The sequence below is a fragment of the Luteipulveratus mongoliensis genome (assembly GCF_001190945.1).
Lineage (GTDB): Bacteria > Actinomycetota > Actinomycetes > Actinomycetales > Dermatophilaceae > Luteipulveratus > Luteipulveratus mongoliensis.
Genome location: NZ_CP011112.1, coordinates 3,310,688 through 3,328,080, shown reverse-complemented (window position 1 = coordinate 3,328,080; position 17,393 = coordinate 3,310,688). Strand labels below are relative to the sequence as shown.

The following is a 17,393-nucleotide window of genomic DNA, read 5'->3' as shown; positions in this document are numbered from 1 at the left end:
CGCCTAGGGTTGCGGACATGACAGTTCGCCGCGTGATGGGGATCGAGACCGAGTACGGCATCTCGGTCCCGGGCAACCCCGAGGCCAACCCGATGGTGCTCTCGGGACGGGTCGTCACGGCGTACGCCTCGCAGGTCGGCATGCGCGCCGCGCGCGCCGGCTGGGACTACGAGGACGAGACGCCGCTGCACGATGCCCGTGGTTTTGATGTGGCGCGCTCGCAGGCGGACCCGAGCCAGCTGACGGACGAGGAGGACCCGACCCTCGCCAACGTGGTCCTGACCAACGGGGCCCGGCTCTACGTCGACCACGCCCATCCGGAATACAGCTCGCCCGAGGTCACGACGCCCCGCGCGGCCGTGGCGTGGGACCGGGCGGGCGAGCTCGTGATGCGCGAGGCCGTACGGCTGCTGTCGATCCCTGACATGCCGGGCGTCAACCTCTACAAGAACAACACCGACGGCAAGGGCAGCTCCTACGGCACCCACGAGAACTACCTGATGAGCCGTGAGACGCCGTTCAGCGACATCGTGCGCCACCTGGTGCCGTTCTTCACGGTCCGCCAGGTGATGTGCGGCTCGGGGCGCGTGGGCATCGGCACCGAGTCGACCAAGCATGGCTTCCAGATCGCGCAGCGCTCGGACTTCTTCGAGGTCGAGGTCGGCCTCGAGACAACGCTCAAGCGACCCATCATCAACACCCGCGACGAGCCGCACGCCGTGGCCGACCGCTACCGCCGGCTGCACGTCATCATCGGCGACGCCAACCACTGCGACGTCGCCAACGTGCTCAAGATGGGCACGACGAGCCTCGTGCTCGGCATGATCGAGGCCGGCGCGATCACCGAGGACCTCACCCTGGCGCAGCCGGTCACGACCCTGCGCGACCTCAGCCACGACCCGTCGCTCAAGACGCCGGTCAAGCTCCTGAGCGGCCGCCAGATGACCTCGGTGCAGCTGCTGTGGCGCTACTTCGAGATGACCTCCAAGTGGCTCGAGGCGACGCACGGCGGCATGCCGGACGACGACACGGCCGAGGTCATGCAGCGATGGGAGCAGGTGCTGACGGGTCTGGAGACCGACCCGATGAGCCTCTACCGCGAGCTGGACTGGGTCGCCAAGCTGCGGCTGCTGCGCAGCTATCAGGACCGAGGCGGGCTCGAGTGGTCGGACCCCCGGCTGCGCGCGATCGACATCCAGTGGTCGGATGTCCGCGAGGACAAGGGGCTGTTCAACCGGCTTCTCGCCAAAGGTGCGGTCGAGCGGCTCGTCGATGAGGACGTCGTACGCCGGGCCGTCACCGAGCCGCCCGAGGACACGCGGGCCTACTTCCGCGGTACCTGCCTCGCCCGCTTCCCCAAGGAGGTCGCGGCCGCGTCCTGGGACTCGATCATCTTCGACGTCCCTGGCCAGCCGAGCCTGCAGCGCGTCCCCATGCTCGAGCCCGAGCGCGGCACCAAGGCCGGGGTGGGCGCGCTGCTGGACGAGAGCACCGACGCCGCCGACCTGCTGCGGCGGTTGTCTCAGGACACGGCCTGACCGGGGAGGTCGCTGACGGTCCCGCTCGTTAGGGTGATGACAGGACAACGACGGAAGGTGGCCGCACATGTCTACTCAGGACTACAAGAGCCCGCAGCGACGGGATGACGATGACGGGCCCGAGGACGACGGCGCCCCAGCCCCCGCCGGCGCAGCCACCAAGGAAGGACTCGACGAGGACACCGACGGTGTGCTGGACGAGATCGACTCGGTGCTGGAGTCCAACGCCGAGGAGTTCGTGCGCGGTTTCGTCCAGAAGGGCGGCCAGTGAGCGCAGGACATGGAGGCGATGACAGCGGTCGCCTGCCCTCGGCGTTCACGCGCCCGGGCAGCTCCTCCTTCTCTGAGTTCCTGGCCAGCCATGCACCACACCTGGTCCCGTCGGCACACACGCTGCCAGCGGGGATGACGCTCGACGCGCCGCACGGCACCACGATCGTTGCTGCGACCTACGCCGGTGGCGTCCTGATGGCGGGTGATCGGCGGGCCACCATGGGCAGCCTGATCGCCAACCGCGATATGCAGAAGGTGTTCGCGGCTGATGAATACTCCGCGGTCGGGATCGCCGGCACCGCCGGTATCGCGATCGAGGTCGTCAAGCTGTTCCAGGTCGAGCTGGAGCACTACGAGAAGATCGAGGGCGCACTGCTGTCCCTCGAGGGCAAGGCCAACCGCCTGGCCACCATGATCCGAGGCAACCTCGGGATGGCCATGCAGGGTTTGTCCGTGGTGCCGCTGTTCGCCGGTTACGACCTGGCGGCCGGCGCCGGCCGGATCTTCTCCTACGACGTCACGGGCGGGTGCTACGAGGAGCAGCACCACCACAGCGTCGGGTCGGGTTCGCTCTTTGCGCGCGGTGCGCTCAAGAAGCTCTGGCGACCCGACCTGTCTGAGGCGGACTCGGTGCGCGCGGTCATCGAGGCGCTGTACGACGCGGCTGACGATGACTCGGCGACCGGTGGCCCTGACCTGGGGCGCCGCATCTGGCCCACCATCTGCGTCCTGGACGAGGACGGTGTCCGCTTCTTGGGCGACGACGAGCTGGAGCAGGTGGTCGAGCAGGTCGTGGCCGACCGTCGGGACAACCCTGGAGGTGCGCGATGACGATGCCGTTCTACGTCTCGCCCGAGCAGCTGATGAAGGACCGGGCCGACTACGCCCGCAAGGGCATCGCCCGTGGCCGGTCCGTCGTGGTCGTCGCGTACGACGGGGGCATCGCCTTCGTCGCCGAGAACACCTCTCGCGCGCTGCACAAGGTGTCGGAGATCTATGACCGCATCGCCTTCGCAGCGGTCGGCAAGTACAACGAGTATGAGAACCTGCGCGTCGCCGGCGTTCGCTACGCCGACATGCGCGGCTACTCCTACGACCGCAGCGACGTGACCGCTCGCGGTCTGGCCAATGCCTACGCCCAGACGCTCGGCGCGGTGTTCACCCAGGAGCAGAAGCCGTACGAGGTGGAGATCGTCGTCGCTCAGGTCGGTGCCACGGTCGATGACGACCAGATCTACCGGCTGACCTATGACGGCTCCGTGGCGTTCGAGTCGGGTTTCGTCGCCATGGGTGGTGCGGGTGAGCAGCTCACGAGTGGGCTGGAGGAGCGCTGGCAGCAAGGCTCTGATCTCGGCACGGTGCTCCGCCTGGCCGTGGAGCTGCTCGGCGCGCAGGCCCAGGACGGTCAGCAGACGCAGGACGGGCAGCCGCGAGAGCTCGGTCCCGACCAGCTCGAGGTTGCCGTGCTGGACCGGCAGCGCCCCCGGAGGACGTTCCGCCGGGTCAGTGGCCCGCTTCTGGTGGCTCTGCTCAACCACGACGACCCGACCAGCGACGTACCCAGTCAGGACGACCCGACCCCAGGCAGCCACAACGTCCTGACGGGCGAGTCCGGTGAGTCGGTCGAGCCTGGGGACGCAGGTCTCGCGAGCACCAATCCTGAGACACAGCAGTCGGACTCGGCCACCGACGAGGAGTCCTCGGACGACGCCTGACCGATCCGCTTCACTGATCTGACCCTCTTCTGAGCTCCGCCAGGGAATGGCTGGGCCACCGGCACTGTTGCCCTGTGGGCTGCCTAGTCGCATTGAAAACCCATGTGACTGGTGTCGGTGGTCGCCGCCATACTGGCGGGACGGGGATGAACGACTCAGGAGGGGACGCACACCAGATGACTGCCGCGCCACGGGATGGCCACGTCAGAACTCACGTCACGGTCCCGCGGCTACGTCCAGCACCAGCGGTGCTGCCACCGTCGCACCGCACGCATCGCGCCGCGTCGCTGATGCGACTTCCGCGCTACCTCACGCCTTACAAGGCCCGCTGGATCACCATGCTGGTCTTCTCGATCCTGGTGGTCGCCACCAGCATCGTGACGCCGCTGGTCACCCGCGCCGTCATCGACGGCCCGATCGCGCACCGCGACCAGACCGGTCTGATCCTGCTGGGCAGCGTCGCGCTGGTCCTGGGCATCGTGGAGGCGGTGTTCTGGTTCATCCGCCGCTGGGTCGTCGCCCGGGCGACATTGGGCGTCGAGGCCGACCTGCGCAAGGACCTCTACGCGCAGATGCAGCAGCTGCCGATGCGCTTCCACGGCCAGTGGCAGTCCGGCCAGCTGCTGTCCCGAATCATGAACGATCTCAGCGTGATTCGCAGGTTCCTCGGGTTCGGCCTGGTCTTCCTGATCCTCAACATGCTGCAGGTCCTCATCGTGACGGGGCTGCTCCTGGCGATGTACTGGCCGCTCGGCATCGTGGTGCTGCTGTCCGTGGTGCCCATCGTGATCACGGTCATGCGCAACGAGCAGGAATACACCCGTCTGTCGAGGCTGTCCCAGGACCAGACCGGTGACGTCGCCTCCATCGTCGAGGAAAGCGCACACGGGGTCCGCGTCATCAAGGCGTTCGGTCGGGACGAGCACGCCTACAGCAAGTTCGACGACCGCGTCACCAAGCTCCTGGACACCCAGCTGGCCAAGGTCCGGCTGACCTCCCGGTTCTGGACCCTGCTGGAGGTCATCCCCAACATCACCCTGATCGTCGTGCTGGGCTTCGGCGCCGTCGCGGTGGGGGATGGACGCATCACCATCGGCACGCTCGTCGCCTTCATCACGATGATGCTCTCGCTGGTGTGGCCGATCGCCTCCTTGGGATTCCTGCTGTCCATGACGCAGGAGTCCATGACCGCAGCCGACCGCATCGTGCAGGTCTTCGACGAGGCCAGGACGATCGAGGACGGCGACACCGAGCTCGTACGCCCGCTCGGTCACCTCCGCCTGGAGGACGTCGGCTTCCAGTTCCCCGACGCAGAGCCCGGCGAGTGGACGCTGCGCCACGTCGACCTCGACCTGCATCCGGGTGAGACCGTGGCGCTGGTCGGTGCCACCGGGTCTGGCAAGTCCGTGCTCACCTCATTGATCCCGCGTCTCTACGACGTCAGCGAGGGTCGCATCACCCTCGACGGGGTCGACATCCGTGAGCTGACGCTGCCCTCGCTACGCAGCACGGTGGCGACGGCGTTCGAGGACCCCACGCTCTTCTCGATGTCCGTGCGCGAGAACCTCACGCTGGGGCGACCGGACGCCAGCGAGTCGGACATGAACCGCGCGATCGACATCGCCCAGGCGCAGTTCGTGTATGAGCTGCCGTTCGGACTCGACACCCGGATCGGCGAGCAGGGCATGAGCCTGTCCGGAGGCCAGCGACAGCGGCTCTCCCTGGCTCGAGCGGTGCTGTCCGAGCCCAAGGTGCTGGTTCTCGACGACACGCTCTCGGCACTCGATGTGCACACCGAAGCCCTCGTCGAGGAGGCGCTGCGCCGCATCCTGCACGACGTGACCGGCATCGTCGTGGCCCACCGCGCCTCCACGGTGCTGATCGCGGACAAGGTCGCGCTGCTCGAGTCCGGCACGATTACGCACGTCGGCACGCACGCCGAGCTGTTGGCGACCGTGCCCTACTACCGCTACCTGCTCGCGGCCGACGGCGCGGACTCCCCGGACAGTGCCGTTCCAGCAGATGTCACTCGTGGCTGGCACGACCAGGAGGCCCGTGAGCGTGGCCTGGTCGACCACGCCGTGCGCGATGTCTGCCGCGATGACGAGCACGATGCCCGGTCGGACGTTGACGCAGACCTCGAGGAGATCGGCCGATGACCCAGACCCAGACGACGACCGATCGGCCCGAGGACCAGCAGCCAAGCGCACCCGAGGTGGAGGACCGCTGGCGCGGCCAGCTTGTCGAGGCTCAGGACGACGTACCCCTCGAGGACGCAGCTCCGATGCGTTCGGAGGCCAAGCGGCTGCTCGTCGACCTGCTGCGGCCCTACCGTCGGGTGCTCGCCGCACTCTCCATCGTGGTCGTCCTGGAGAACCTCGCACGCCTGTCGGTGCCGCGACTGGTCCAGATCGGCATCGACCATGGCGTGCCGCCCCTGCGTGACCGGTCCGACAGTCACAACCTGACTCTGGTCCTCGTTGCCCTGATCGGAGCCGTGCTGCTCCAGGCGACCAGCAGGGTGATCTTCCTGCGGCAGTCCGGTCGGATCGGGCAGCACGTGCTCATCGAGGTCCGGCGGCGGCTGTTCAAGCACTTCCAGCGGCTCGACGTCGGCTTCCACGACCGCTACACCTCGGGCCGCGTGGTGAGCCGCTCGACCAGCGACGTCGAGGCCATCCAGGAGATGACCGATAGTGGGTTCGACGGTCTGATCACCGCAGTCCTGACGATGGTCGGCACGGCGATCCTGCTGATCACTCTCGACTGGCAGCTCGGCCTGGCCTGCCTGGTCGGCTTCCCGGTGCTGCTGCTGGTTGTGCGGTGGTTCAGCCGGGCGTCGGCGACGACGTTCCGGACCGTTCGTGAGAACGCCGCGCTCGTCATCGTCCACTTCGTCGAGACGATGACGGGCATCAAGGCGGTGCAGGCCTACCGCCGCGAGCGCCGCAACCAGGACATCTTCGAGGACGTCGCGACCCGCTATCAGCACGCCAACGAGAAGGGCTTCCGTCTCTTCGCGATTTTCATGCCGTCCATCAAGCTGGTCGGCAACATCACGACCGGTGTGGTGATCCTGTACGGCGGCTGGCGGGTCTTCCATGGCGAGATGACCATCGGGGTCCTCACCGCGTTCCTGCTCTACCTGCGGATGTTCTTCGAGCCGATGCAGGAGGTCAGCCAGTTCTACAACACGTTCCAGTCAGCGACCTCGGCCCTGGAGAAGATCGCCGGCGTGCTCGCCCAGAAGCCCGCGGTGGACGACCCTGAAGAGCCGCGCCACCTCGCTGAGGTGGCGGGTGCAGTGCGCTTCGACCATGTCGGCTTCTCCTACGTCGAGGGCCGGCCGGTGCTGCCTGATCTCGAGCTCGAGATCCCGGCGGGGCAGACCATCGCGCTGGTCGGGACCACAGGTGCGGGCAAGACGACGATCGCCAAGCTGATGGGTCGGTTCTACGACCCGACCGCTGGACGGCTCACGCTTGATGGCGTCGACCTGCGCGATCTGACCCAGAACGAGCTACGCCATCACGTCGTGATGGTGACCCAGGAGAACGTGATGTTCGAGGGGACTGTGGCGGACAACATCCGGTTCGGTCGTCCGGACGCTTCCGACGAGGAGGTCCGCGCGGCGGCAGAGGCCGTCGGTGCGCACACCTTCATCGAGGCGCTGCCGCAGAGCTACGACACCGATGTCGCCAAGCGCGGTGGTCGGCTCTCAGCCGGTCAGCGTCAGCTGGTCGCGTTCGCGCGCGCCTTCCTCGCCGATCCGGCAGTGCTGATCCTCGACGAGGCGACATCCAGTCTGGACATCCCGAGCGAGCGCCTCGTGCAGCGCGCCCTGGAGACCGTGCTGGCCGACCGCACCGCGTTGATCATCGCGCACCGGCTGTCGACCGTCGAGGTGGCCGACCGCGTCCTCGTGCTGGAGCACGGCCGCATCCTGGAGGACGGTTCACCGGCACAGCTCATGGACACCAAGGGCGGTCACTACGCCGCTCTGCACGAGGCCTGGATCTCCTCGCTCGCCTGAGCTGTCAGAGGCGGTGCCTAGCCTCGGCCCATGAAGCGTTTCGTTGACGAGGACATGCAGGGCGCGCAGTTCCGAGAGTGCGACCTCAGCCAGGCCACCTTTGTCGGCGTCGTGATGCAGGACGTCGAGATCAACGGGCTGGTCACCAACCTCGTCGTCAACGAGGTCGAGGTGATGGCATACGTCGGCGCCGAGCTGGACAGGCGTCATCCGGTGCGGCCGCTGCTCCGGTCCGACGATCCGGCCGACCTGCGAGAGGGCTGGCGACAGCTGCGTTCGGAATGGGTGATGACCATCAACCGAGCCCGTAGCGTCCCCGGCGTCGAGCACCGCACCGCCAATGACGAGTGGTCGGCGGTGCAGACCCTGCGCCATCTGGTCTTCGTGCACGACTCGTGGTTCCGGCGTTGCTGTCTCGGCTCGACCGACCCGTTCACGTCCATCGGGCTGGCGGGTGATCTCGTCCCGGATCAGGTGGAGCAGGGGATCGATCCGAGCGCCGACCCGACTCTCGACGACGTGCTGGCGGTGCGCGACGAGCAGGCCGCCGAGCTCGAGAAGTGGCTCGCGTCAGTGACATCCGAGCAGCTGGCCGAGACGGCTCCGATTCCCGATGACCCGGGCTGGCCGCCCTACGCGCGGGGGCGCACTGTGCTGCAGTGTCTGGGCACGGTGCTCAACGAGGAATGGGAGCACCACCGCTTCTGCGTCCGAGACCTGACGCTTCTGGGCGCCTGATACTGACCGACGGATGTCTGCTCGTCAGTCGTCATCCTCTTGCCGCTTCTGGGCGATGAGCTCCGCCTCGGCGCTGGGACTCAGCCCGGCCTTGCGTTTGCGTCCGGGCCCGGCGCGCAGCTCCCACTCGAGGCCGTCGCGGACGGTCTCGGCGAGGGGACGGGTGACCAGGCCATGGGCGTACGCCGCCTCGCTGGAGCGCGCCATGAAACCGGCGTACTCCGGGAGCGGGAGCCACAGCGGCAGCGAGTTCTCGCCGGCCCACGGCTCCACTCCGTGCTCGCTCAGCCACTCCTGGTCGACGAGCACAGTCGGTCCGTCATGTCCGACCGTGCGTCGTACGACATCGATCAGCTCTGGGAAGGGCTGCGCCCGACCGGACGCATTGAAGATGCCGGCGGTGGTCTGCTCGGCGCACGTGACCAGCCAGGCTGCCAGATCGCGACCGTCGATGATCTCTGTCTGCAGGTCAGGCGCGTCGGGCACGAGGACCGATCCGTCATCTGTGGACGGATGCGCAAAACGCAGCGGCCAGTAGCCCGTTCGGTCACTGATGTCGTCAGGCCCTGCGATGAGTCCGCTGCGAACGATGGTCGCGCGGCCCGGGCCGACCGCGTCCAGCAGGGCTTGTTCGCAGGCCACCTTGCCCTCCCCGTAGACCTCCATCGTCCACTCGTCGCCTTCGAGCGCCGGGAGCAACGGTGCTGACTCGTCTGCGCCGGGGACGTCGTGCGTGGCATACACCGAGCAGGACGACACGAAGACCCAGTGATTGACGCGAGTTGCCAATGCCTCCAACGCTGTTCGCATATGGACCGGGAACCGCGTCACATCGATCGCGGCATCGAAGTCACCCGACAGGGCGCCGTAGCCCTCCACCGTCGAGCGGTCGCCCTGCACGAGCGTCGCCCCATCAGGGACCGCACCGGACTCGCCGCGAGCCAGGCACACGACCTCGTGACCGCGGGCGAGTGCCTCGCGTACGGCGTACGAACCGAGCCAAGCCGTGCCACCAAGCACCAGAAGTCTCATGGCGGAAGCCGATCACAGACGACCAGTCGGGCGCCAGCCTCCTTTGCTCTGAGCAGATCGAGCATCCGCCGGACAACGCAAGGGAACCCGATGCGTGCCGAGGAGGTCAGACACCGGGCAGCAGCTTCGGATCGACCGGCGCGACGTGCCACAGGGAGAGTCATGAGTCACCGAATCACGGGGATGTCCCGTCGAGACCTCATCAAGACGGTGAGTATCGGCGCATCAGCAACCGCTCTGTCGGCAGCTGGTGCACTGAGCCTCGCCGGTCACGCCAGCGCCGACGATCTCATCCAGTCCCGGGACAGCTGGGGCTTCGACGGCTGGGCGAAGCCGGTCCCGGAGGTCGACCGCGCCGAACGGACCACCTTCGTCGTCCACTGGCAGGGACCCAAGCGCAACTGGGTGAAGGACATCGTTGCCGGTGACGAGATCGAGAACGGTCCTGGCGCCCCGAAGCAGATGCACGAGATCGCCAAGGACGACGACGGCCCCGGCATCGAGTACAACTTCGTGATCACCCAGCACGGCGAGATCTACGAGGGACGCGGCTGGGACCTGCTGGCGGGTGCCGTCGAAGGTTTCAACACGCCGGCCATCTCGGCGCAGGTGCACATCCGCGAGGGCACCGGACCCTCGAGGGAGGCCCTCGATGCGCTGGCCGCGCTGTACCGCCGGGCAAACCAGGTGCTCGCCGAGGCGCGTCCGGGCGGCGGTCGGATCCTGCACGCGCTTGAGGTGAGCAGCCACCACGCGCACTACGACACCGAGTGCCCCGGACCCGACCTGCTGGACTGGGTCAAGAACACCGGACCGGGTTTGCGTGCCGAGGCTGATGCCCGCATTACGCCGCCGGCGTTCCCCGGCCGCGACGCCTTCCAGATCGGCCACTCCGACCCAAGCGTCCGGATGCTCCACCTGGCCCTCGTCCGCGCCTGCTACACGCGGCACCCGGATGATGCGAGCCGCCCGAACGACCTGTTCACCGAGGCGACCCGCCTCAACGTGCGTGACTTCCAGCTGGCTCAGGGCTGGACGGGCAGTGGCGCAGACGGCTACCCGGGACCGAAGACCTGGGATCTGCTCACCCGCTGAGACGGCACCGGCCGAACGCCGCGCACGAGGCCCGCAGGGGGCGCCTCGACGCGTGGCTTCGGGTTCGCGGATCGGGTTGCGCGACTAAGGTCGTGACATGGATCGGCGCATCTTCGGGATCGAGAACGAGTACGGCGTCACGTGCACCTTCGACGGTCAGCGCCGGCTCACGCCTGACGAGGTCGCGCGCTACCTGTTCCGCAAGGTCGTCAGCTGGGGCCGCTCCAGCAACGTCTTCCTCGGCAACGGTGCGCGGCTCTATCTCGACGTCGGCAGCCACCCGGAGTTCGCGACCGCCGAGTGCGACGACGTGCATCAGCTGGTCGTGCACGACAAGGCGGGGGAGCGGATCATCGAGGGCCTGGTGGAGGACGCTCAGGCGCGTCTCCGCGATGAGGGCATCGAGGGTCAGATCTACGTCTTCAAGAACAACACCGACTCCGCCGGCAACTCCTACGGCTGCCACGAGAACTTCCTGATCAGCAGGCAGGGTGAGTTCCAGAAGATCAGCGACATCCTGATCCCGTTCCTGGTGAGTCGTCAGATCACCTGCGGCGCCGGCAAGATCACCATGCTCGGCCACACCCCCACGTTCTGCGTCAGCCAGCGCGCCGACCACATCTGGGAGGGCGTCTCGAGCGCCACCACGCGGTCGCGGCCCATCATCAACACCCGCGATGAGCCGCACGCCGACGCCGAGCGCTACCGCCGCCTGCACGTCATCGTTGGCGACTCCAACATGAGCGAGACCACCACCCTGCTCAAGGTCGGCTCGGCCGACCTGGTGCTGCGGATGATCGAGGACGGTGTCGCCATGCGGGACCTGAGCCTGGAGAACCCGATCCGCGCGATCCGTGAGATCAGCCATGACGTCACGGGGCGCAAGCCGGTCCGGCTGGCCAACGGGCGCGAGCTGTCGGCGCTGCAGCTGCAGATGGAGTTCTTCGAGAAGGCGCAGACCTACGTCGACCAGCAGGGCCTGACCGATCCGCTGATCAAGCGCGTCCTGGACCTGTGGCAGCGCACGCTGACGGCCATCGAGACCAGCAACCTGGGTCTGGTCGACACCGAGATCGACTGGGTCATCAAGCACAAGCTGCTCGACCAGTACTCCGCCAAGCACGGCCTCGGGCTGGACGACGCGCGGATGCTCCAGCTGGACCTCGCCTACCACGACATCAACCGCCGCCGCGGCCTGTTCTACCTCCTGCAGAAGCGCGGCATGGCCGCCCGGGTGGCCACCGATGTTGAGATCTTCGAGGCCAAGACGTTCCCGCCGCAGACCACCCGGGCCAAGCTGCGCGGTGACTTCATCCGGGCCGCACAGGCGAAGCGTCGCGACTTCACCGTTGACTGGGTGCACCTCAAGCTCAACGATCAGGCCCAACGCACGGTGCTGTGCAAGGACCCGTTCTCCTCCCACGACCAACGAGTCCAGCGGCTCATCGACGGGATGTGAACGGAACCGCCTGACCCGTCGCCGTACGACAAGGCCTGTCGTGTCCAGCGAACGTCAAGGTCGAGCGGGTTATGGTGTGCTGTCCCGTCGTCCCCGATCTCAAGGGTTCACCTGTGCGTTCCACCCGTGTCCGGCTCCTTGCTGCCGGCATCCTCCCGCTTGCTCTTCTGACCGCTTGCGGAGACGACAGCAAGGACGCGAAGTCCTCATCGAAGTCGAGCTCGGCCAGTCCGGCGAGTCCGCTGACCGTCGCGCCCGACAAGGTGGCCCCGATCAGTGACGTCTCCGTCAGTACGCCGAAGCCGAACGCTCCGGCCGTGAAGGTTGCCAAGGCGCCCTTCCAGGTCAACAAGACCACGACCAAGGTGCTCAAGCCCGGCAGCGGCAAGAAGACGACCGCCAAGGACATCGCGTACGTCTCGTACGTCGCGGTCAACGGCACCACCGGCAAGACCATCGAGACGACGTTCGGCAAGCCGAGCGCGGCGTTCAACCTCGGTGACAAGAAGACGTTCCCGGGTCTGACCCAGGCGCTGAAGGGCCAGCAGGTCGGCAGCGAGATCGTCGTCGCGGTGCCGCCCGCCGAGGGCTTCGGTCCGCAGGGCAACCCGCAGATGAAGATCACCGCCAAGGACACGATGATCTTCTACCTCAAGGTCAACGATGCGACTGAGCTGCTCAGCGAGGTCAAGGGCACTCAGGCCAAGACCGATCCGGGTATGCCCGAGGTCTCCGTGCCTGCAGGCCCGGTGAAGCAGGCCAAGATCACCGTGGCCAAGGGTTCGAAGCCCCCAACGACGCTCAAGTCACAGGTGCTGATCAAGGGCACGGGACCGAAGGTTATTGCAGGGCAGCAGCTGCTCTCCAATTACACCGGCCAGGTGTGGGGCGGCGCCGTCTTCGACGCTGCGGCCAAGCAGGGCCAGCCGGTCCCGTTCCAGATCGGTGCGGGTCAGGTCATCGCAGGTTGGGACAAGACGCTCGTCGGTCAAACCGTCGGCAGTCGAGTTCTGATTGTTGTGCCGCCCGCTGAGGGATATGGCAAGACCGGCAAGAAGAACCAGGACGGGTCGTGGGCGATTAAGCCGACGGACACCATGGTCTTCGTCGTCGACATCCTGGCAGCGATCTGACCGCCGCACCCTGACCTGACGAATCGCAAGGAGCAGCAATGCCGTTCGACCCCACCACGACCAAGCCGGAGATCGACTTCCCGGGCGACAACCCGCCCACCGAGCTGGTCGTCGAGGACATCACCGAGGGCGATGGCCCGGCGGCCGAGGCCGGCCACCAGATCAAGGCGCACTACGTCGGTGTCGCCTGGTCCACGGGTGAGGAGTTCGACGCCTCCTGGAACCGCGGTACGCCGCTGGACTTCCAGGTCGGTGTCGGCCAGGTCATCCAGGGCTGGGACCAGGGCATCGTCGGCATGAAGGTCGGTGGCCGCCGCAAGCTGGTCATCCCGCCCGAGCTGGGCTACGGCGACCACGGCGCCGGCGCCGCCATCAAGGGCGGCGAGACGCTGATCTTCGTCGTCGACCTGGTCAGCACCAACAAGCCTGGCGCCGGATCTGCCTTCGGCCTGAGCTGAAGATTTCCACAACCGGAAGCTGATGCAGGTCGATCGGTCGACCCGATCTATGGTCGAAACCGCCGGGCACACAAGTCCGGCGGTTTCGAACATCACAGGGGGCTTATATGAATCACAGAGTCACTTCCGTCTTGGTCACTTCCCTTGCGGTTGCCGCTGCGAGTGCAGGCAGCGCGGGTGCGGCGACCACAGTTACCGCCAAAGCATCGGATTCGAACGCGCACTCAAGGGTCCAAACGGTCAGTCCGGCGCAGTCGGTTGAGCCGATGGGAGCGGGTGTTTACAAGACCTTTGGGGACACGACGCTCGTTAAGAGCGGCTATTACGCGGCCCAGGGTTCTGGTTGGTGGGTGAAGTACGCGGGATCGGGCAAGACGGCGCGGGTGACGATCTGGCTACAGGCTAAAAAGGGCGGAAAGTGGGTACAACGTGCCTCCGCCTCAAAAATCCTTAAGCCTGGTTCGCGCAATAAGGTCACGACCAAGAACGGATGCACCAGCATTGTGGTGAAGGGGACGTGGCGAACCGTGATCGATGTGGACATTATCGGCGTTTTCGATGGTGCTGAGAAGATCTACATTGAGCGGCAACTCTGGTGTGGAGTGTGATCCGCTCGGAGTGACCTAGTACGCATATCAGGCGGCCGTGTTGCGCCGCTCGATCTTCTGACACAGAGCGGGCCGGCTCAGGAACCTGAGTCGGCCCGCTCTGTGCTCGACCGTGCAAGGACCATGGCTGTGTAGCGACCGGCGGCTGCGGCCGCGAGGAAGGACGCTTCGTCGGCGTCGAGGTCGCGGCCCATCGTGCGCAGCCGCACCGGGCTGGCGACCAGCGCGTCACGCAGGCCGTCGATCCTGATGTCGTGACGAGTCAGGCGGCCGCCTGCCTGCTCGATGAGCTCGGTCGCCTGCCGGTCGATCAGTGCGCCTAGCTCGCCGTCCAAGGTCGGCACTGGCACGTCGGCGGGGGAGAGGGCGACCCGGCCGTACGCCGTCCGGCTGTGGTGGGAGATGCCGCGGTGGCGTTCGCGGGGGTCGGCCTCCGACACGCGCAGCGAGGCAACAGCACGACCGCCCAGCGTGGCCGCTGCGTTGACCGCTTCGCCGGCTGCGACTCCCGAGAAACCCCAGCGGGTGCCGGTGCCCAGGTTGCCCGGGCCTTGGGACAGCACCACGACATCCGCCTGCAGCACGTGACGTGCCGCGAGAAGTCCGGTGTGCACGTTGACCGCCTCGAGGTCGCCGCCGAAGGCCTGTCCGACGGTCACTGAGCCGACGAGCCATTCGGCCTCACGCAGTCCCGCGACCGTGCGCGAGAACGCGATCGGCAGTGCGCCGCCGTCGCTCATGACGTACGCGACGCGAGGCACCTTGGTCTCGATACGGCTCGACCCAGGGGGCTCGCCTACTCGACCAGCGGGTTCTGCTCGATCAGCGGGGCCGGCGCGGAGGCCGGCGATGATCGCGGGCACGGCTGAGTGGAGATCGGCGACCACGACGGGCATGCCGTCGATCGAGTCCGCGTCGCGCAGCAGCTCGTGGTGCGGCGACTCCTGCTCATCGACACCGAGCAGCATGCTCTGGGTCGGTGTGTAGCGCGCCTTGACGATGTGACCCGGCCCCACTGGGGAGTCAGCCGGCAACCGGTCGGGGATGGCGACCACGAGAGCCAGCCCACCCGTACCGAGCCCGCGCTCCAGAGCAGATACGTTGAGCAGCACCCGGTCCCCGACGGCCGGCTCGCCCACCAGCTCGGGGTAGGCGAGGGCTCGGACAGTGCTGTCGATCTCGGACAAGCGGACGGCGTACTCGATCGCGCCACTCCAGCGGTTGCGTTCGGACTCCACGACACCGGCTCGCCACTGGATCACACGTCGCACACTAGTGCGAAACCTCAGGTAGCGTTCGGGGCATGCCTGCCCCTTCGCCGGCCGCCAAGACCGAACGCCTCCTCAACCTGGTGATCTGCCTGCTCTACACCCGCCAGCCGTTGTCGAAGGCGCGGATCCGTAGCGCCGTCCCGCAGTACGGCGAGGCCGTGTCCGACGAGGCCTTCGACCGGATGTTCGAGCGTGACAAGGACGAGCTGCGCGAGCTCGGCATCCCACTAAAGACCGAGCCGGTGGACGCCTACTTCGACGACGAGCCCGGCTACCGCATCGACCAGCGTGAGTACGCCCTGCCCGAGATTTCCTTCGAGGCCGACGAGCTCGCGGTGCTCGGCCTCGCGAGCCGGACCTGGCAGCAGGCCAGCCTCGGCGGGCCGGCCGCTCAGGCGATGCGCAAGCTGCAGGCTCAGGACATCGAGCGCGACACGGCCTCCGTGCTCGCCCTGGAGCCCCGCGTCAACACCAGTGAGCCAGCGTTCGACGCCGTCAAGAACGCCGTGGTCCAGCGTCAGCCGATCCGCTTCTCCTACCGCAAGCGCGGCGCTCAGGGCGAGGCGCGGCGCGTCCAGCCCTGGGCGATCACCAGCTGGCACGGCCACTGGTACCTCACCGGGCACGACCTCGACCGCGAGGCTCCGCGCGTCTTCCGACTCAGCCGGGTCGAGGGCAAGGTTGCCCGGGAGGGCAAGGCGGCGTCGTACGACGTCCCCACCGACCATGACCCGGTCGAGATGATCGCGGGCACCCAGGACGAGCGCGCGCCGCAGACCGCCCGGCTGAGAGCGCGGGTCGGCGCGGGCAACACCTTGCGGCGTCGTGCGCTCCGGGTGGCCGATGACGGGAGCTGGAGCGAGCTCGAGGTCGAGTTCCGCGACGCTGAGGTGCTGGCCAACGAGATCGCCGCGTTCGGCCCAGCCGTCGTCGCTCTTGAGCCGCAGGGACTGGTCGAACGTGTCGTACGCCGGCTGGTCGCCGTCCGCGACCTGCACCAGGCGGCCAGGTGATGACCGCCCCCGAGAACGCCACCGCGCGGTTGTCGCGGCTGCTGACCATGGTCCCGTGGCTGGTCAACCGACAGGGCGTCGACATCGAGGAGGCCAGCCGCGACCTCGGCGTCACGACGAGTCAGATCGAGGCCGACCTCCAGCTCCTCTTCCTGTGCGGCACACCCGGTCACCTGCCGGACGATCTGATCGAGGCCGAGTGGGAGGAGGGTCGAGTCTTCCTCCGCAACGCCGACACCATCGCCCGGCCACTGCGGCTCAGCCGGGACGAGGCGCTGTCCCTGATCGTCGGGCTGCGCACACTCGCCGAGGTGCCGGGTCTGGGGGAGCGGGATGCCATCGACCGGGCGCTGGCCAAGCTGACCGAGGCCACCGGCGAGACCGGCGAGGGATCGACCCGCGTGCAGGTAGCGCTGGGTGACACGTCCGTCCGCGAGACGCTCGCGCTCGTCCGTCAGGCCATGGAGGACCCGCGGCGCCGGATCCACCTGCGCTACCTCGTGGCGGCTCGCGACGAGGCCACTGAGCGTGATGTGGACCCGATGCGGCTGGTCAACATCGACAGCCACTGGTACCTCGAGGGCTGGTGCCACCGGGCCCAGGCCGTACGACTGTTCCGGCTGGACCGCGTCGAGCGTGCCGAGATCCTCGATGTCGACGGCACCCCGCCGCCCGATGCGCGCCCCCGCGACCTGGACGACGGGATCTTTACGCCCGCCCCCGAGGACCTCGAGGTGCAGCTCGAGCTGGAGCCGGGCGCGTCCTGGGTGACCGAGTACTACCCGGTCGATGACATCAAGGATCTGGGCGAGGGACGGACCCTCGTCTCGCTGCGCGCGGCTGACCCGACCTGGGTTCGCGCCCTGGTCTGGCGGCTCGGCGGACAGGCGCGGGTGCTGGCTCCCGAGTCGCTCGCCGAGCAGGTGACGGCGGGCGCCGAAGAGGCCCTGGCGGCGTACCGGCTAGACGTTGGCCGATAACAGTTCACCTGCTTGACCACGATGTGACGTGCGCGGCGTCACGCCCG

The 17,393-nt window shown here is 67.5% G+C and carries 16 protein-coding genes; 14 read left to right on the top strand and 2 right to left on the bottom strand.

What is annotated here, in order from left to right; translation table 11 throughout:
* Window positions 1–17: 17 nt before the first annotated feature.
* The 7 genes from dop to VV02_RS15810 all read left to right on the top strand — a co-directional run bounded on the left by dop (window position 18) and on the right by VV02_RS15810 (window position 8,297).
* Window positions 18–1,538 (top strand): depupylase/deamidase Dop, encoded by a 1,521-nt coding sequence (gene dop / locus VV02_RS15840; protein ID WP_218917424.1) that lies wholly within the window; start codon window positions 18–20, stop codon window positions 1,536–1,538.
* Window positions 1,539–1,605: 67 nt separating this feature from the next.
* Window positions 1,606–1,809: a ubiquitin-like protein Pup gene (locus VV02_RS15835; RefSeq protein WP_052592991.1), complete on the top strand. Its 204-nt coding sequence runs from the start codon at window positions 1,606–1,608 to the stop codon at window positions 1,807–1,809.
* Window positions 1,806–2,642, top strand: a complete 837-nt coding sequence (gene prcB / locus VV02_RS15830; protein ID WP_052592989.1) for a proteasome subunit beta — start codon at window positions 1,806–1,808, stop codon at window positions 2,640–2,642. The genes VV02_RS15835 and prcB overlap by 4 nt, the downstream gene beginning before the upstream one ends.
* Complete coding sequence (gene prcA, locus VV02_RS15825) at window positions 2,639–3,526, top strand: proteasome subunit alpha (RefSeq protein ID WP_052592987.1); 888 nt, start codon at window positions 2,639–2,641, stop codon at window positions 3,524–3,526. The genes prcB and prcA overlap by 4 nt, the downstream gene beginning before the upstream one ends.
* A gap of 176 nt (window positions 3,527–3,702) precedes the next feature.
* Entirely contained in the window at window positions 3,703–5,685 is a 1,983-nt protein-coding gene (locus tag VV02_RS15820) for an ABC transporter ATP-binding protein (protein WP_052592986.1), read from the top strand.
* The gene (locus tag VV02_RS15815) at window positions 5,682–7,559 is read left to right on the top strand and encodes an ABC transporter ATP-binding protein (protein WP_083450214.1); all 1,878 of its coding nucleotides are present in this window, start codon (window positions 5,682–5,684) and stop codon (window positions 7,557–7,559) included. Before VV02_RS15820 ends, VV02_RS15815 begins: the two co-directional genes overlap by 4 nt.
* 30 nt (window positions 7,560–7,589) lie before the next feature.
* Window positions 7,590–8,297, top strand: coding sequence for a DinB family protein (locus VV02_RS15810; RefSeq protein WP_052592984.1), 708 nt, complete (start codon window positions 7,590–7,592; stop codon window positions 8,295–8,297).
* 24 nt (window positions 8,298–8,321) lie between these two features.
* Here VV02_RS15810 and VV02_RS15805 read toward each other — a convergent pair whose 3' ends face one another.
* On the bottom strand, window positions 8,322–9,329 hold the full coding sequence (locus VV02_RS15805) for a Rossmann-fold NAD(P)-binding domain-containing protein (RefSeq protein WP_052592981.1): 1,008 nt from the start codon (window positions 9,327–9,329) through the stop codon (window positions 8,322–8,324).
* A 162-nt stretch (window positions 9,330–9,491) separates the two neighbouring features.
* Here VV02_RS15805 and VV02_RS26945 point away from each other — a divergent pair, with 162 nt between their 5' ends.
* The 5 genes from VV02_RS26945 (at window position 9,492) to VV02_RS15780 (ending at window position 14,082) form a co-directional block, all read left to right on the top strand.
* The gene (locus VV02_RS26945) at window positions 9,492–10,424 is read left to right on the top strand and encodes a peptidoglycan-binding protein (RefSeq protein WP_218917423.1); all 933 of its coding nucleotides are present in this window, start codon (window positions 9,492–9,494) and stop codon (window positions 10,422–10,424) included.
* A gap of 97 nt (window positions 10,425–10,521) precedes the next feature.
* Window positions 10,522–11,883 carry a Pup--protein ligase gene (pafA, locus tag VV02_RS15795; RefSeq protein ID WP_052592977.1) on the top strand — a complete coding sequence of 454 codons (1,362 nt, stop codon included), beginning with the start codon at window positions 10,522–10,524 and terminating at the stop codon, window positions 11,881–11,883.
* Window positions 11,884–11,996: 113 nt separating this feature from the next.
* Entirely contained in the window at window positions 11,997–13,016 is a 1,020-nt protein-coding gene (locus tag VV02_RS15790) for an FKBP-type peptidyl-prolyl cis-trans isomerase (protein ID WP_169787700.1), read from the top strand.
* Between the two features lie 38 nt (window positions 13,017–13,054).
* Window positions 13,055–13,474 (top strand): FKBP-type peptidyl-prolyl cis-trans isomerase, encoded by a 420-nt coding sequence (locus VV02_RS15785; RefSeq protein WP_052592973.1) that lies wholly within the window; start codon window positions 13,055–13,057, stop codon window positions 13,472–13,474.
* 107 nt (window positions 13,475–13,581) lie between these two features.
* Window positions 13,582–14,082: a hypothetical protein gene (locus VV02_RS15780; RefSeq protein ID WP_157063425.1), complete on the top strand. Its 501-nt coding sequence runs from the start codon at window positions 13,582–13,584 to the stop codon at window positions 14,080–14,082.
* Between the two features lie 77 nt (window positions 14,083–14,159).
* Here VV02_RS15780 and VV02_RS15775 read toward each other — a convergent pair whose 3' ends face one another.
* The gene (locus VV02_RS15775; RefSeq protein WP_052592970.1) at window positions 14,160–15,344 is read right to left on the bottom strand and encodes a DUF3866 family protein; all 1,185 of its coding nucleotides are present in this window, start codon (window positions 15,342–15,344) and stop codon (window positions 14,160–14,162) included.
* Window positions 15,345–15,385: 41 nt separating this feature from the next.
* Here VV02_RS15775 and VV02_RS15770 point away from each other — a divergent pair, with 41 nt between their 5' ends.
* Both VV02_RS15770 and VV02_RS15765 read left to right on the top strand, forming a co-directional pair.
* Complete coding sequence (locus tag VV02_RS15770; protein ID WP_052592968.1) at window positions 15,386–16,366, top strand: helix-turn-helix transcriptional regulator; 981 nt, start codon at window positions 15,386–15,388, stop codon at window positions 16,364–16,366.
* Window positions 16,366–17,346: a helix-turn-helix transcriptional regulator gene (locus VV02_RS15765; RefSeq protein ID WP_052592966.1), complete on the top strand. Its 981-nt coding sequence runs from the start codon at window positions 16,366–16,368 to the stop codon at window positions 17,344–17,346. The genes VV02_RS15770 and VV02_RS15765 overlap by 1 nt, the downstream gene beginning before the upstream one ends.
* Window positions 17,347–17,393 lie beyond the last annotated feature (47 nt).

What these genes read in the sequence shown, in the direction of transcription:
- dop (WP_218917424.1), top strand. Translation starts at nt 18, where the DNA reads ATGACAGTTCGCCGCGTGATGGGGATCGAGACCGAGTACGGCATCTCG.
- VV02_RS15835 (WP_052592991.1), top strand. Translation starts at nt 1,606, where the DNA reads ATGTCTACTCAGGACTACAAGAGCCCGCAGCGACGGGATGACGATGAC.
- prcA (WP_052592987.1), top strand. Translation starts at nt 2,639, where the DNA reads ATGACGATGCCGTTCTACGTCTCGCCCGAGCAGCTGATGAAGGACCGG.
- VV02_RS15820 (WP_052592986.1), top strand. Translation starts at nt 3,703, where the DNA reads ATGACTGCCGCGCCACGGGATGGCCACGTCAGAACTCACGTCACGGTC.
- VV02_RS15815 (WP_083450214.1), top strand. Translation starts at nt 5,682, where the DNA reads ATGACCCAGACCCAGACGACGACCGATCGGCCCGAGGACCAGCAGCCA.
- VV02_RS15810 (WP_052592984.1), top strand. Translation starts at nt 7,590, where the DNA reads ATGAAGCGTTTCGTTGACGAGGACATGCAGGGCGCGCAGTTCCGAGAG.
- VV02_RS15805 (WP_052592981.1), bottom strand. Translation starts at nt 9,329, where the DNA reads ATGAGACTTCTGGTGCTTGGTGGCACGGCTTGGCTCGGTTCGTACGCC.
- VV02_RS26945 (WP_218917423.1), top strand. Translation starts at nt 9,492, where the DNA reads ATGAGTCACCGAATCACGGGGATGTCCCGTCGAGACCTCATCAAGACG.
- pafA (WP_052592977.1), top strand. Translation starts at nt 10,522, where the DNA reads ATGGATCGGCGCATCTTCGGGATCGAGAACGAGTACGGCGTCACGTGC.
- VV02_RS15785 (WP_052592973.1), top strand. Translation starts at nt 13,055, where the DNA reads ATGCCGTTCGACCCCACCACGACCAAGCCGGAGATCGACTTCCCGGGC.
- VV02_RS15780 (WP_157063425.1), top strand. Translation starts at nt 13,582, where the DNA reads ATGAATCACAGAGTCACTTCCGTCTTGGTCACTTCCCTTGCGGTTGCC.
- VV02_RS15770 (WP_052592968.1), top strand. Translation starts at nt 15,386, where the DNA reads ATGCCTGCCCCTTCGCCGGCCGCCAAGACCGAACGCCTCCTCAACCTG.
- VV02_RS15765 (WP_052592966.1), top strand. Translation starts at nt 16,366, where the DNA reads ATGACCGCCCCCGAGAACGCCACCGCGCGGTTGTCGCGGCTGCTGACC.